This is a genomic window from Streptomyces sp. GESEQ-4 (assembly GCF_017948455.1).
Lineage (GTDB): Bacteria > Actinomycetota > Actinomycetes > Streptomycetales > Streptomycetaceae > Streptomyces.
In genome coordinates this window covers 84,509-97,499 of sequence record NZ_JAFFSU010000008.1, presented here as the reverse complement: position 1 = coordinate 97,499, position 12,991 = coordinate 84,509, and the positions used below count along the sequence as shown (strand labels likewise).

Sequence of the window (12,991 nt, the reverse complement as noted above, 5' to 3'; positions counted from 1 at the left end):
ATGCAACTGGGGCTCATCGGCCTCGGCAAGATGGGCGGCAACATGCGCGAGCGGATCCGCCGCGCCGGCCACACCGTCGTCGGCTACGACCGCAACCCCGAGGTCTCCGACGTCGGCAGCCTGACCGAACTGGTCGAGCGGCTCGAAGCGCCGCGCACCATCTGGGTGATGGTCCCGGCAGGCGCCGCCACCCAGTCCGTCGTCGACGAACTCGGCGACCTCCTCCAGCCCGGCGACATCGTCGTCGACGGCGGCAACTCCCGCTGGACCGACGACGAGCAACACGCCGAGGAACTCGGCGCCAAGGGCGTCGGCTTCGTCGACGCCGGTGTCTCCGGCGGCGTGTGGGGCCTGGAGAACGGCTACGCCCTGATGGTCGGCGGCGACAAGGAGCACGTGGAGCGGCTCCAGCCCATCTTCGAGGCACTCAAGCCGGAAGGCCCGTACGGCTATGTCCACGCGGGCAAGGTGGGCGCGGGCCACTTCTCGAAGATGGTCCACAACGGCATCGAGTACGCCATGATGCAGGCCTACGCCGAGGGCTGGGAGCTGCTGGAGGCCGTCGACTCCGTGACCGACGTGCGCGCGGTCTTCCGGTCCTGGCAGGAGGGCACGGTCATCCGCTCCTGGCTGCTCGACCTCGCCGTCAACGCCCTCGACCAGGACGAGCACCTGGACAAGCTGCGCGGCTACGCGGAGGACTCCGGCGAGGGCCGCTGGACCGTGGAGGCCGCCATCGACAACTCGGTCCCGCTGCCCGCCATCACGGCGTCCCTGTTCGCCCGGTTCGCCTCGCGCCAGGACGACTCTCCGCAGATGAAGATGGTCGCGGCGCTGCGCAACCAGTTCGGCGGCCACGCCGTCGAGCCGAAGGAGTAGCCGGCCGTGGGGGATCTTCTGCTGGTCCGCCACGGTGAGACGGAGTGGAGCGTGTCGGGCCGGCACACCAGCTGGACCGACCTGCCCCTCACCGGGCACGGCGAGGAACAGGCCAAGTCTCTCGCCCCGCTCCTCGCCCACCGGACCTTCTCCCTGGCGCTGTCCAGCCCGCTGCACCGTGCGCTCCACACCGCCGAACTGGCGGGACTGTCCGGGGTCGTGCCCGACGAGGATCTGCACGAGTGGGACTACGGCGCGTACGAGGGCGTCACCACCGTCGACATCCACCGCACCCGCCCCGACTGGTACCTGTGGACGGACGGCGTGCCACCGGGCCCGGCGGGACACCCCGGCGAGTCACCCGCCCAGGTCGGCGCCCGCGCGGACCGCGTCCTGTCCCGGGCCGACGCCGCCCTCGCCGACGGTGACGTGATCCTCGTCGCCCACGGCCACTTCCTCCGCGTCCTGACCGCACGGCGGCTGGGGCTGTCCCCGGCAGAGGGACGGCTGTTCCAGTTGGCGACGGGGACGGTGAGCCGGCTGTCGACGGAACACGGGCGACCGGTGATCGCGGAGTGGAACACGCGGCCGTAAGTACGTTGTTGACACGCGTGGTTCGGTCAGGTCAGAGTCGCCGACGATGGAGCCGAACGATCTGACGCCGACCGAACTGCGCGTGTGGCAGGCCTTTTCCCACGGGGAGTCCGTGGACTTGCGTTCCGCAGCCGGCGAAGATGTGGGGAACGGAGCGGACTGGGGGCCGGAACGCTCCGTCCGCGCGGCCGTGTTGAGGTCGCTGCTTCTCAACGGCCCCCAGGAGGACGGTGAAATAGCGTCGCTGAAGCTTGCGGGCGCTCGTATCACCGGGGTGCTCGACCTTCAGTACGCGACGATCGAGCACCCCGCGCGGCTCAGACGCTGCCACTTCGACGAGACCCCACGGCTGTACGCCGCCCGGCTCCGCGAGCTCAACCTCAGCGAGTCCGACCTGCCCGGGCTCACCGCCCAGGCCCTGCGGGTGGACGGCACCCTGCGGGCGACGCGGACCGTGTTCCGGGGACCGGTGCGGCTCGGCGGGGCGCAGCTCGCCGGGAGCCTGTACATGGAGAGCGCACAGATCGACGCGCCGGACGCCGAGGAGCCCGTGCTCCAGCTCAACCAGGCGGCTCTCGGGGGCGACCTGTGGGCACCGGGGCTGGTGACCCACGGGCAGATACGTCTCAACGGCGCGAACGTCACCGGGACGGTCAACCTCACCGACGCGCGATGCGAGAACCCGGGTGACGCCGTCCTCGACGCGATGGCCCTCACCGTAGAGGGAGACCTCGCACTGAAGCGCGCGCACGCCCGTGGATGGATCGGCCTGAAGGGCGCCCGAATCGCCGGCCGCCTCGACCTGTCGTACGCACGCCTGTCGAATCCGGGCGATGCCGCGCTACGGGCGACCAGCTGCACCATCGGGGAGCTGTGGCTGCGCAAGGGCCCGCCCCCGCAGGGCACTCTGAACCTGCGCCGCGCCCAGATCGACGTCCTGTTCCTGGAGCCGGAGGTGGTCCCGGACCGGCTCCGGCTCGACAACCTCACCTATACGTCCCTCACCCCGCACGAGCCGGCCGAGCGCCGACTGCCCATGCTCGAGCGGGACGCCGAGGGCTATGTCCCCTACGCCTACGAGCAGTTGACCGCTGCCTACCGTCGCATCGGCGACGACCACGCGGCCAGGCTCGTCCAGCTCGCCAAGCAGCGCCGCCACCGCTCCACGCTCGGCTGGTACGGACGCCTGTGGGGCCACGTCCAGGACGCCACGGTCGGCTACGGCTTCCGCCCCTTGCGCGCCTTCGGCTGGCTGCTCTCCCTGCTCGCCGTCGGCTCGATCGCGTACGCGCTGCACCACCCGCCCCCGCTGAAGCCGTCCGAGGCCCCGTCCTTCAACCCGGTGTTCTACACGCTCGACCTGCTGCTGCCGGTGATCTCCTTCGGGCAGGAGAGCGCCTTCGCACCGGAGGGCGGGTACCAGTGGCTGTCCTACGTCCTCATCATCACCGGCTGGATCCTCGCCACGACCGTCGTCACCGGCGTGACCAGGACCGTCAGCCGCCAATGAGTCACGTCACCGCGTGCTGCGCCGCCAGCCGCACCGGCGCGTTCGGGGCGCCGTAACCGCGGTAGCCGCCGTCCCGCTGGACCAGTTCGAAGAAGATCCGCCCGATCGTGTGCGTGTAGCAGTGGCGGAACTCGCCCTCCGCGTCCCGGTCGTAGAGGATGCCGAGCTCCCGGTAGGTCGCCAACTCACCGTCGGCGAACTCGTACCGGGCGGCCAGGTCGTCGTAGTAGTTGGCGGGGATCGGCAGCAGCCGGCCACCGGAGTCACGGAAGCGGCGGGCCGCGGCGACCACGTCGTCCGTGGCGAGCGCGATGTGCTGGGCGTGGACCGTGTCGTCGGTGGGTGCCGCCGAGACGGTGAGCGCGATCCGTACGCTGCCGTCCGCGTTGGTGACAGCGCGGCTGCGCAGCAGGCCGTACGGGTCGGCCACGTCGACGCTTTCCTGCGCGTGCAGGCCGAGCACGCTGCGGTGGAAGAGGGCCGCCTCGTCGAAGTGGTGCCAGGGCTGGGTGAGGGCGAGATGGTCGATGCGGGTGACGTGCGCCGCGCCCTTCCCGACGGCCAAGTCCTCGAAGTCGCCCCGCCAGTCGGGGAGTTCGGGCCTCGCCCCGGAGGCGCAGAAGAAGAGTTCCGTGCCGTCGGGCGCCGCCACGGCGTCGAGCGGGGCGTCCTCGGCGGCACGGCGACGCGGCAGCACCGGCGCCAGCAGGGCCTCGGCACGACGGGACGCGCCCATGGGGTCCGGTGACTCCAGGCCGATCGCGGCGAGTCCGGTGCCGTCGCGGCGGACGGCCGGACCGGTGTTGACCAGGACGCGTGCCTCGCCCTGCTGCCAGAGGTCGACCGGTTTGCTGCGGTGCCGTGCGGTACGGGCGAAGCCCAGCGCGCCGAGCACCGCAGCGACGGGTTCGGCATCGGGCGTGACCAGTTCGGCGAAGGCGACACCGGTGGGGACGACGGGAGCGGGCGGCGTGGCCAGACCGACCGTCTCCTGGAGGACCAGCAGGGAGCGGTGGGCGTCCACGGCGGTGGGACCGGCCTCGGCCTGTCGGAAGACGTCGTTGAAGACCTCCAGGGAGAGCGGGCCGTCGTATCCGGCACGGATCACATGCTGGAGAAGACCCGCGACGTCGAAGCCGCCCTGGCCGGGGAAGCAGCGGTAGTGGCGGCTCCACTGCAGGACGTCCATCGCCAGCAGCGGGGCGTCGGCCAGCTGAAGGAAGAAGATCTTCTCACCCGGGATCCCCTCGATGCCCTTGGGATCCGAACCGCGCGAGAGGATATGGAAGCTGTCCAGACAGGTACCGAGCGCGGGATGATCGGCGGCCTCGACAATCCGCCAGGCATGGTCGTACGTACTGACATGCCGCCCCCACGCCAACGCCTCGTACGCCACCCGCACCCCGAACTCCTGAGCCAGCTCCGCCAGTTGCCGCAAATGCCAGGCCGCCAGCGCGTCATCGTCCTCTGCCAGCGGGGAAACACTGGAGCAGACCAGAACGGTGTCGGCCCCCAGCCTCCGCATCAACTCGAACTTGTGCCGCGCCCGCCGCAAATTGCGAGCGAACTCCCCGTCCGGCACAGCCTCGATGTCCCGCATCGGCTGATAGAGATCAATACTCAGCCCAAGGTCGGCACAACAGCTCCGAATCTCCTCCGGGCCACGAGGACTGGCCAGCAGATCATTCTCAAAGATCTCCACCCCGTCGAACCCGGCCCGGGAAGCGGCGGTGAGCTTCTCGGTGAGGGATCCACTGAGGGAGACGGTGGCGATGGATGTACGCATGGAGGGTGCTCCTTCAACTCGCCGAACGACAGCGCCCCTTCAGGGGCGCGGGGAACTGCGCGATCAACCACAAACGACCCGCACCCGACACACCACCTAGCCCGCCGAGCTCTCCACAACCCCGCCCATCTCCGCAATGTCGGCCAGCATTCGCGCACTATCGGGCTCACGGCCGGTGAAGAGACGGAACGCATCCACCGCCTGGAACACAGCCATCCCACCCCCGTCCAAAGCGGCGCAGCCAACCTCACGGGCCACACGCAGCAGCTCCGTCTCCAGAGGCCGATAGACAACCTCAGCGACCCACAACCCGGGATGAAGCAGCTCCGCGGAAAAGGGCAACCCCGGGTGCGCCGCCATACCGGTCGGCGTGGCATGCACGACCCCGTCCGCCTGAGCGAGCAGCCGGCCCAGCCGGTCCGGCGTACCGACAGCCGCCCGCCCCTCGCCAAAGTGCCGGTTCAGCGCCCCGGCAAGACCCGCAGCGCGATCCCGCAACGCGTCCACGACAGTGACCCGCTCCGCACCCAGCGTGAGCATCGCATGCGCAACGGCCGCACCCGCACCCCCCGCCCCCAACTGCACGACCCGCTCCAGAGGCACATCCGGAAGCCCGCGCGCGAACGACGCGGCGAACCCGGTGACGTCCGTGTTGTGCCCGACCGCACGACCGTCCTCGAAGACGACCGTGTTGACCGCACCGAGCGCCTCGGCCTGCGGAGCGAGCGCGTCCAGGTGCTCGATCACGAGCTGCTTGCACGGGTGCGTGATGTTGAGCCCGTCGAACCCCAGGTCCCGCGCCGCACGCACCAGGTCTCCCACGGCCTCGGGCCCGACACCGAGCGTGTCGATGTCGATGAGCCGGTACAGATAGCGCAGCCCCTGACGGTCGGCCTCCCGCTCGTGCAGAGCCGGGCTGAGCGACGGTCCGATGCCCGCACCGATCAGCCCGACGAGATACGAGTCCTTGGCCACGCGGACCTCCTGAGCGGCTCACTAATGTACGAACTAGTACGTTAGCTATATCAGCAGCCGTCGACCAGGGGAAGCCCCAGCCGGAAACCCGAAACCAGGCACGGGCGCCTGCTTCTACAATCACCGGCACTGGACCGCCTGCCCTAAGGAACCCGGATGACCAGCGTCGACGAACCGGCACGCAACAACGGGCGCATCCGTGACGCCGCCCGCACCCGGGCCGAGATCCTCGACGTCGCGACGCAGGAGTTCGCACGGTCCGGGTACGCGGGGGCCCGCGTCGACGAGATCGCCGCCCGCACCCGCACCACGAAGCGGATGATCTACTACTACTTCGGCGGCAAGGAGCAGCTGTTCACGGCCGTGCTGGAGCGGGCGTACGGCGTGATCCGCGAGGCGGAGCAGCAGCTCGACGTAGAGCATCTGGACCCGGTCGCGGCCATCCGGCGGCTGGCCGAGGTGACCTTCGACCACCATGAGGCGCACCCCGACTTCATCCGCCTGGTCAGCATCGAGAACATCCACGAGGCCGAGCACATCGCCGGCTCCGAGAAGCTCGGCAAGATCGGTTCGCCGGCCCTGGACGTGATCGGCCGGATCCTTCAGGCAGGGCAGGAGTCCGGGCTGTTCACCGCCGACGTCGACGCCGTGGACCTGCACGCGATGATCAGCTCCTTCTGCTTCTTCCGGGTCGCCAACCGGCACACCTTCGGCGCCCTGTTCGGCCGCGACCTGGTGGCCCCGGCCCAGCGCGAGCACTACCGGACCATGCTGGGCGACATGGTGATCGCCTACCTCACGGCGGACCGCGCGACGGACTGAACGCGCACGACCGACCCCTTGACAGCGGGGAAACGCGCGCGCAACATCCCTACCCACCGGGACTAACTACCCAGTGGGTTAATTAGCCGAAGATCCGGCCCTTCTCCCCGCCGCTCACTCCCCCTTACGTTGGAGTTTCCTCAAAGGAGCCGCCGTGTCCGTCCCCGCCCCCTCCGCCCCGCCCGGGCAGCCGAAGAAAGCCGCGACCGCGGCCTGGATAGGCAGCGCCCTGGAGTACTACGACTTCTTCATCTACGGATCCGCAGCCGCGCTGATCTTCCCCAAGGTCTTCTTCGACGAGTCGGACCCGGCCACCGCGACCCTGCTGTCGCTGGCCACGTTCGGTGTGGCGTACGCGGCACGGCCGATCGGCGCGCTCTTCCTCGGGCACTTCGGCGACCGGGTCGGACGTAAGAAGATCATGGTCTTCACGCTGATCCTGATGGGCGTGTCGACGTTCCTGATCGGCTGTCTGCCCACCCGCGCCCAGATCGGCACGCTCGCTCCGGTGCTGCTGGTGCTGTGCCGGGTCCTCCAGGGCATCTCGGCGGCGGGCGAGCAGGCCAGCGCCAACTCCATGACGCTGGAACACGCGCCACCGAACCGGCGCGGCTTCTTCACCAGCTTCACCCTCAGCGGCACCCAGGGCGGGCAGCTGCTGGCCACCCTCGTCTTCATCCCGGTCGCCGCGCTCCCCGAGGACCAGTTGCTGTCCTGGGGCTGGCGGGTTCCGTTCTGGATGAGCATCGCGGTCGCCGTCGTCGGCTACGTCATCCGCCGCAAGCTGGAGGAGACACCGGCCTTCGCCCAGCAGGCCGCCACCGAGGGCGTCGTGAAGCTGCCGCTGGTGGTGCTGATGCGCGAGCACTGGGCGGACGTCCTGCGGGTGATCGCCGGTGCGCTGATCGCCTCGGTGAGCACGATCTTCACGGTCTGGGCGTTGGCATACGCGACCAGCGACGCGGTCGGCATGTCCCGCTCCTCCATGCTGTGGGTGGGCGCGCTCGCGAACCTCGTCGCGCTCGCCGCGATCCCGCTGTGGGCCACCCTGTCGGACCGCATCGGACGCCGCCCGGTCTATCTGATCGGCGCCGCCGGCAGCGCGGTCATGATGTTCCTGTACCTGTGGTCGATCTCGACGGGCTCCTACCCGCTGACCCTGCTGCTGGGCATCGTCACCTTCGGTGTCGTCTACAGCGCCGCGAACGGTGTGTGGCCATCCTTCTACGGCGAGATGTTCACGACCCGGGTCCGCCTGTCCGGCATGGCGATCGGCACGCAGATCGGTTTCGCCGTGGCCGGTTTCGCGGTCACCTTCGCCGCGCAGATCGCTGGCCCCGACGGCAGCGACTGGTTGTCGGTGGCGCTCTTCACCGCGGCCCTGTGCGTACCGCCGGTCATCGCCGTCCTCACGGCCCGCGAGACCCACAAGGTGCCGACGGAACACCTCGGCGAGCGGACACCCGGCGAGGCGGCCCAGCGGGAGAAGGTGACGGCCTGACCCCGCACGGCTGAAGACGGATACAGTTCCCCGCGCCCCGAAGGGGCGCGGGGCTGTATCGATATGCGGCTCCGCCGCGTGGGCGCGACCAGCCACGACGGACCCGCCCGAGTCGGGGGTTCGAAGCTGCTGCCGCTGGACCCTTCATGAGAGAACAAGTTTTCTCGCGTCGAATGTGTGACCTTTACTGTCGGGCCTCGTTGGATGCGGTGACGGGATCTTCGGGCGGGGCCGGACAGGGGGTGACGGGGTGGGCGGGCTGCTGTCACTGGCCAAGTCGTTCGTCGCGACCGGCCCGAGCGGTGTCGCCGTGCGGACCCGCCTCAAGTGTCTGACGCCGCAGGACGAGAAGGTTCTCGGGCTGGTGGGCGCGCATCTTGGTTCGCTCGCCTCGAAGGACCTCAAGGCCCGCTGCGCAGAGGGTCTGGAGCATTCCGCGGACGCGTGGGCCGTGCGCAAGCGGGAGCTGACGGCGGTGTCGTCGTCGCGGTGGGCGGGCAGTATCACCAAGGCCACGCATGATCAGTGGGCGCTCGCCCGTCGCTGCCAGTCCGCCCACATCCAGGGCCTGGAAGCGGGCATCGCCACGATCGCGCACCGGTTGTCGCTCCCGATCGGCAAGAAGGGCAGCAAGAAGACACCGGGCGGCTACCGTTCCCGTCAACAGTGGCATGCCAAGGCCCGCCGCCTGCATGTCCTCGAAGACCGGCTGGCTGCCGAGCAAGCCAATCGTGAGGCGGGGATCGTGCATGTGGTGAGGGGCGGCAGGCGCCTGGCCCGCTCCCGCCACCACCTCGCTACTGCCCAGCTCACCGAGGGCCAGTGGCGCAGGCAGTGGGAAGCCGAACGCTGGTTCCTCGCCGCGTCCTGGCAATACCAGGCGGCGGCGCCCTCGATGCCGCTTCAGGCCGCCCTGGCCCAGGGCGTGATCGGCGTGGACACCTCCCGGCCGGCGATACGGCGGACCAGGCCACCGGCCGACTCCCAGGCCCACCTGCCCGCTTCGTTCGCCATACCGGTCCCGACGGGTCCGAGCACCGCGCCGATGGCACCCACCGAGATCGGATCCACCATGCCGCGCTCTCCCCCGTCCGTGTCCCAGGTTCGATCAACCTTAGCGGCAGGTGACGGGACATCAACGCCGCGTCCCACAGACCGACTTGAATCGATCGAGACGCGTACGGAGGACGCCCGCGCGGCCTAGCGAGCGCGCCGGGGAATGCCGTAGGCCCGCTCCACCCGCAGCCGCAGTACCACCCGCCCGTCGCGGACCATCGCGGCCCGGTAGTCGTCCCAGTCGGGATGCTCGCCCCGCACGTCCCGGTAGAGCCGGATCAGCTCCTCGACCGTCTCGTCGTACGGGTCCTTCGCGACGGGCGAGAGGTGGGCCGTGCCCTCGGCGACCGTGTACGCCCAGGTGTCGGGGGTGGTCACGTGGTACGACGCCCGGGGGTCCCGGCGCAGATTGCGGGTCTTGGCGCGGTCGTCCGTGATCGAGACGCGGATGGTCCGCTCGTCCGGGTAGTAGGCGTGGTTGACGTTCGACAGCTGGGGCCGTCCGTCGCGCTTGAGGGTGACCAGCACGCCGGCCTTGGTCTCGGAGAGCAGCGCCAGCAGTGCGTCCTGAGACGAGTCGTGAGTCATGTCTGGTCAACGGGTGCGAGGTTCCTTCCGTTCCCTGGAGTAGACACTGTCTACGCCGCCTGGTAGACAGTGTCTATGCGTGACTCCGAAACTGAATCCGAGACCGGACTGCGGTCCCGCCTGATCGACGTCGGTGTGGAGCTGGTGGCCACGGAAGGCGCGCAGGCGCTGACCCTGCGGGAGATCGCCCGCCGGGCCGGCGTGTCGCACGGAGCGCCGCGCCACCACTTCCCCACCCACCTGGAGCTGCTGTCCGCCATCGCGCGCGTCGGTTTCGCCCGACTCGGGGAGCGGGCGTCGGCGATCGGGGAGGGCACCCCCAGGGAACAGATCGCGACACTGGCTCGGGCCTATCTGGAGTTCGCCCTGCACAACCGCGGCATGTACGAGCTGATGTTCCGTCACGATCTGCTGGAGAGCGGCCACTTGGGCCTACGCGACACCAGCCTCCCCCTGTTCGGACGCCTGGTGGATCTCATCACCCGTGCCCGTCCCGACACGAACGCCCGCCTCGTCGCGGGCGCCCTGTGGGCGAACCTGCACGGCATCGCCCAGCTCTGGACCTGGGGCAGTCTCCAACTCGCCACCGGCACCGAGGACTTCGAGCCGCTGCTCCGGGCGACTCTCGACGCCCACCTGGGCGACGGGTGAACCGCCGGCTCACGCTCGCCGCGAGTGTGTCGGGGGCGGCGATCGTCGCCCTGGACGGCACCGTGCTGACGGTCGCCCAGCCGACCCTGCAGCGCGATCTGGGCGCCTCCTTCGCGGAGGTCCAGTGGACCGGCACCGGGTATCTCATCGCCGTCGCCTCCCTGCTCGTGTTCGCGGGACGCCTGGGCGACCGGTACGGGCACCATCGGCTGTTCGCCCTCGGCATGCTCGGCTTCGGGGCCGCGTCGGCGGGGATCGGGCTGGCGCCCGGGGTCGGCTGGGTGATCGGACTGCGGGTCGTCCAGGGGGTGTTCGGCGCGTTGCTGCAACCGGCGACGCTGGGGATGCTGCGGGCCGCGTATCCGCCCGACCGGCTGCGCATGCCGATCGCCGTCCGGACGAGCGCGATCGGCGTGGCGGCCGCCGTCGGGCCGCTCGTGGGTGGGGCGTTGGTCGCCTGGGTGGGCTGGCGGGCGGTGTTCTTCCTCAATGTCGTGCCCGCCCTGGTCTTCGGCGTGCTCGCACTCTCCGTACGGCGCCCGCGGCGGCCGAAGTCCTCCGCCGCGCTCGATCTCCCTGGCGCCCTTCTGCTCGCGGTGGCCCTCGCCTGCCTGGTCCACACCCTGGTCTCCGGCCCGACAGGCGCGAGTGCGCTCGGCCTGGTCGCTGCCGCCCTCTTCCTACGGCATGAGCGGCGCACGGCGGACCCGCTGCTGTCGCCGGACCTGATCCGCTCCCCGGCGGTCGGCTCGGCGCTCGGCATTCTGGTCGCCGCGTCGGCGGCGCTGTCAGGAACGCTGTTCGTGGTGACGTACGTCCTCCAGGACACGCTCGGTCTCGACCCGTTCCAGAGCGCGCTGCGCAGTGTGCCGCTGGCGGTGCTGATGGTGGCGGCGGCTCCGGTGTGCGCGGTGCTGCTGCGCCGGGCCGGAGCGCGGCGTACGACTGTGGCGGCCATGGTCGTGCTCGCCCTCGGGATCCTGGTCCTGTCCCGGGCGTCGGGCACCCTCGCCCTCTGCACCGGCTTCGCGCTGCTCGGGGCCGGGTTCGGCACCGTGATGGTGGCGGCCACGCATGTCGTCGTGCGGCAGGCAGCGGTCGCGTCGGCCGGGGTGGCGGGCGGGTTGCAGCAGACCGCGATGAATGTCGGGCCGACGGTGGGCGTGGCTGTCGTGACGCCGCTGATGGGGCTCGGACACGCGTTTGCGCTGGTCGTGCTCGTGGGGGTGGCCTTGGTCGGGGCGGTGGCGGGGCTCGCGTTGCCTGTGCTTTCCGCCACGTCGGGCGTCGATCATGCCCATCCGAGCGACCGTATACGCGTTCCTACGCGACCATGAGGTCTGAGGGCGTTGCGGCTGGGTATGCCGGACCGCACCTCGACGAAAGCGACGGAGGACACCGATGGCACTGCTGCGACAAGAGGTCGAACCCGACGAGGTGGGACTGGACCCGAAGGCGCTGGACCGCCTCGACCAGAACTTCGCCCACTACGTCGACGAGGGACGGCTTCCCGGGTTCCTCGTCGCGGTGACGCGCGGCGGACGCGTCGCCCATCTGGCCACGCACGGCCGGCGCGACATCGCGGCCGGGCTGCCCGTCGAGGCGGACACGCTGTGGCGGATCTACTCCATGACCAAGCCGGTCACCGCGGTCGCCGTACTGCTGCTGATGGAGGAGGGCAAGCTGTCGCTCGACGACCCGGTCGCCGCGCACCTGCCGGTCTTCGCCGACGTCCAGGTGTACGACAGTGGGTCAGGGGCCGACGTCAAGACCCGTCAGCCCGCCGGGCCGGTGCTGATCCGGCATCTGCTCACCCACACCTCGGGCCTGACCTTCGCCTTCTACCACTCCCACCCCGTCGACGCCCTCTACCGCGAGGCCAACCTGGAGTCGTCGGTGCCGCCCGGTGCCAACCTGGCCGAGACGATCGACGTGTACGCGAGCCTGCCGCTCCAGTTCGAGCCGGGCACGCAGTGGAACTACTCGGTGGCGTCGAACGTCCTGGGCCGGGTCATCGAGGTCGTGTCCGGGCAGTCGCTCGACGAGTTCTACCGGGAACGGATCTTCGGCCCGCTCGGGATGCCGGATGCCGGGTTCCAGGTCCCCGCCGAGAAGGCGGGCAGGCTGTCCGAGCTGTACGGGGAGACCGAGGGCGGCGGTATCGAGCCGATCCCCGGGCTGCCGCTGCACGGCCGGCCCCGGTTCCTGTCCGGCAGCGGCGGCATGGTGGCCGGCGCGTACGACATGCATCGCTTCATGGAGTTGCTGCGGCGCCGCGGCGAACTCGACGGGGTCCGTCTGCTCGCCCCGGAGACCGTGGACCTGATGACCTCCAACCACCTTCCCGGCGGCGCCGACCTGCGCTCCTTCGGCGCTCCCCCGCACAAGGAGCCCGGCAACGAGGGCGTCGGCTTCGGCTTCAACGTCTCCGTGGTGATCGACCCGGCCCGGACGCAGGCACCCTCGGGGCTGGGCACGTACGGCTGGAGCGGCGTCGCGACGACCACGTTCTGGGTCGACCCGAGCCGCGATCTGACCGTGCAGTTCATGACCCAGGTGCGGCCCCGGACCTCGCACACGATGTTCCCCGACCTCAAGAGGCTCGTGCACGAGGCCGTCACGGACTAGT

At 70.2% G+C, this 12,991-nt stretch carries 11 protein-coding genes and 1 pseudogene; 9 read left to right on the top strand and 3 right to left on the bottom strand.

Going from position 1 to position 12,991, the window contains the following annotated elements:
• The 3 genes from gnd to KCH48_RS17645 are packed head-to-tail and all read left to right on the top strand — an operon-like array spanning position 1 to position 2,983.
• Positions 1 to 879 carry a phosphogluconate dehydrogenase (NAD(+)-dependent, decarboxylating) gene (gene gnd, locus KCH48_RS17655; RefSeq protein WP_210575504.1) on the top strand — a complete coding sequence of 293 codons (879 nt, stop codon included), beginning with the start codon at positions 1 to 3 and terminating at the stop codon, positions 877 to 879.
• Positions 880 to 885: 6 nt separating this feature from the next.
• Positions 886 to 1,473 (top strand): histidine phosphatase family protein, encoded by a 588-nt coding sequence (locus KCH48_RS17650; RefSeq protein WP_210575190.1) that lies wholly within the window; start codon positions 886 to 888, stop codon positions 1,471 to 1,473.
• 46 nt (positions 1,474 to 1,519) lie between these two features.
• Positions 1,520 to 2,983, top strand: coding sequence for a membrane-associated oxidoreductase (locus tag KCH48_RS17645; RefSeq protein WP_210575188.1), 1,464 nt, complete (start codon positions 1,520 to 1,522; stop codon positions 2,981 to 2,983).
• Position 2,984: 1 nt separating this feature from the next.
• Here KCH48_RS17645 and KCH48_RS17640 read toward each other — a convergent pair whose 3' ends face one another.
• Both KCH48_RS17640 and KCH48_RS17635 read right to left on the bottom strand, forming a co-directional pair.
• Positions 2,985 to 4,769, bottom strand: a complete 1,785-nt coding sequence (locus KCH48_RS17640; RefSeq protein ID WP_210575186.1) for a bifunctional sugar phosphate isomerase/epimerase/4-hydroxyphenylpyruvate dioxygenase family protein — start codon at positions 4,767 to 4,769, stop codon at positions 2,985 to 2,987.
• 96 nt (positions 4,770 to 4,865) lie between these two features.
• Positions 4,866 to 5,744: a shikimate dehydrogenase gene (locus KCH48_RS17635; protein WP_210575184.1), complete on the bottom strand. Its 879-nt coding sequence runs from the start codon at positions 5,742 to 5,744 to the stop codon at positions 4,866 to 4,868.
• 156 nt (positions 5,745 to 5,900) lie between these two features.
• Here KCH48_RS17635 and KCH48_RS17630 point away from each other — a divergent pair, with 156 nt between their 5' ends.
• From KCH48_RS17630 to KCH48_RS17620, 3 genes and pseudogenes are all read left to right on the top strand, one after another.
• The gene (locus KCH48_RS17630; protein ID WP_210575182.1) at positions 5,901 to 6,566 is read left to right on the top strand and encodes a TetR/AcrR family transcriptional regulator; all 666 of its coding nucleotides are present in this window, start codon (positions 5,901 to 5,903) and stop codon (positions 6,564 to 6,566) included.
• Between the two features lie 154 nt (positions 6,567 to 6,720).
• Positions 6,721 to 8,067, top strand: a complete 1,347-nt coding sequence (locus KCH48_RS17625; protein ID WP_210575180.1) for an MFS transporter — start codon at positions 6,721 to 6,723, stop codon at positions 8,065 to 8,067.
• 250 nt (positions 8,068 to 8,317) lie between these two features.
• Positions 8,318 to 8,932, top strand: a pseudogene (locus tag KCH48_RS17620) (IS200/IS605 family accessory protein TnpB-related protein); the annotation flags it as partial.
• Between the two features lie 335 nt (positions 8,933 to 9,267).
• Here KCH48_RS17620 and KCH48_RS17615 read toward each other — a convergent pair.
• A complete protein-coding gene (locus tag KCH48_RS17615) occupies positions 9,268 to 9,711 on the bottom strand; it encodes a PPOX class F420-dependent oxidoreductase (protein WP_210575179.1) in 444 nt (147 codons plus the stop codon).
• 75 nt (positions 9,712 to 9,786) lie between these two features.
• Between KCH48_RS17615 and KCH48_RS17610 the strand changes: the two genes are divergently transcribed.
• The 3 genes from KCH48_RS17610 (at position 9,787) to KCH48_RS17600 (ending at position 12,990) form a co-directional block, all read left to right on the top strand.
• Entirely contained in the window at positions 9,787 to 10,362 is a 576-nt protein-coding gene (locus KCH48_RS17610; protein WP_210575177.1) for a TetR/AcrR family transcriptional regulator, read from the top strand.
• Entirely contained in the window at positions 10,359 to 11,699 is a 1,341-nt protein-coding gene (locus tag KCH48_RS17605) for an MFS transporter (RefSeq protein WP_210575175.1), read from the top strand. Before KCH48_RS17610 ends, KCH48_RS17605 begins: the two co-directional genes overlap by 4 nt.
• A gap of 64 nt (positions 11,700 to 11,763) precedes the next feature.
• On the top strand, positions 11,764 to 12,990 hold the full coding sequence (locus KCH48_RS17600) for a serine hydrolase (protein WP_210575174.1): 1,227 nt from the start codon (positions 11,764 to 11,766) through the stop codon (positions 12,988 to 12,990).
• Position 12,991 lies beyond the last annotated feature (1 nt).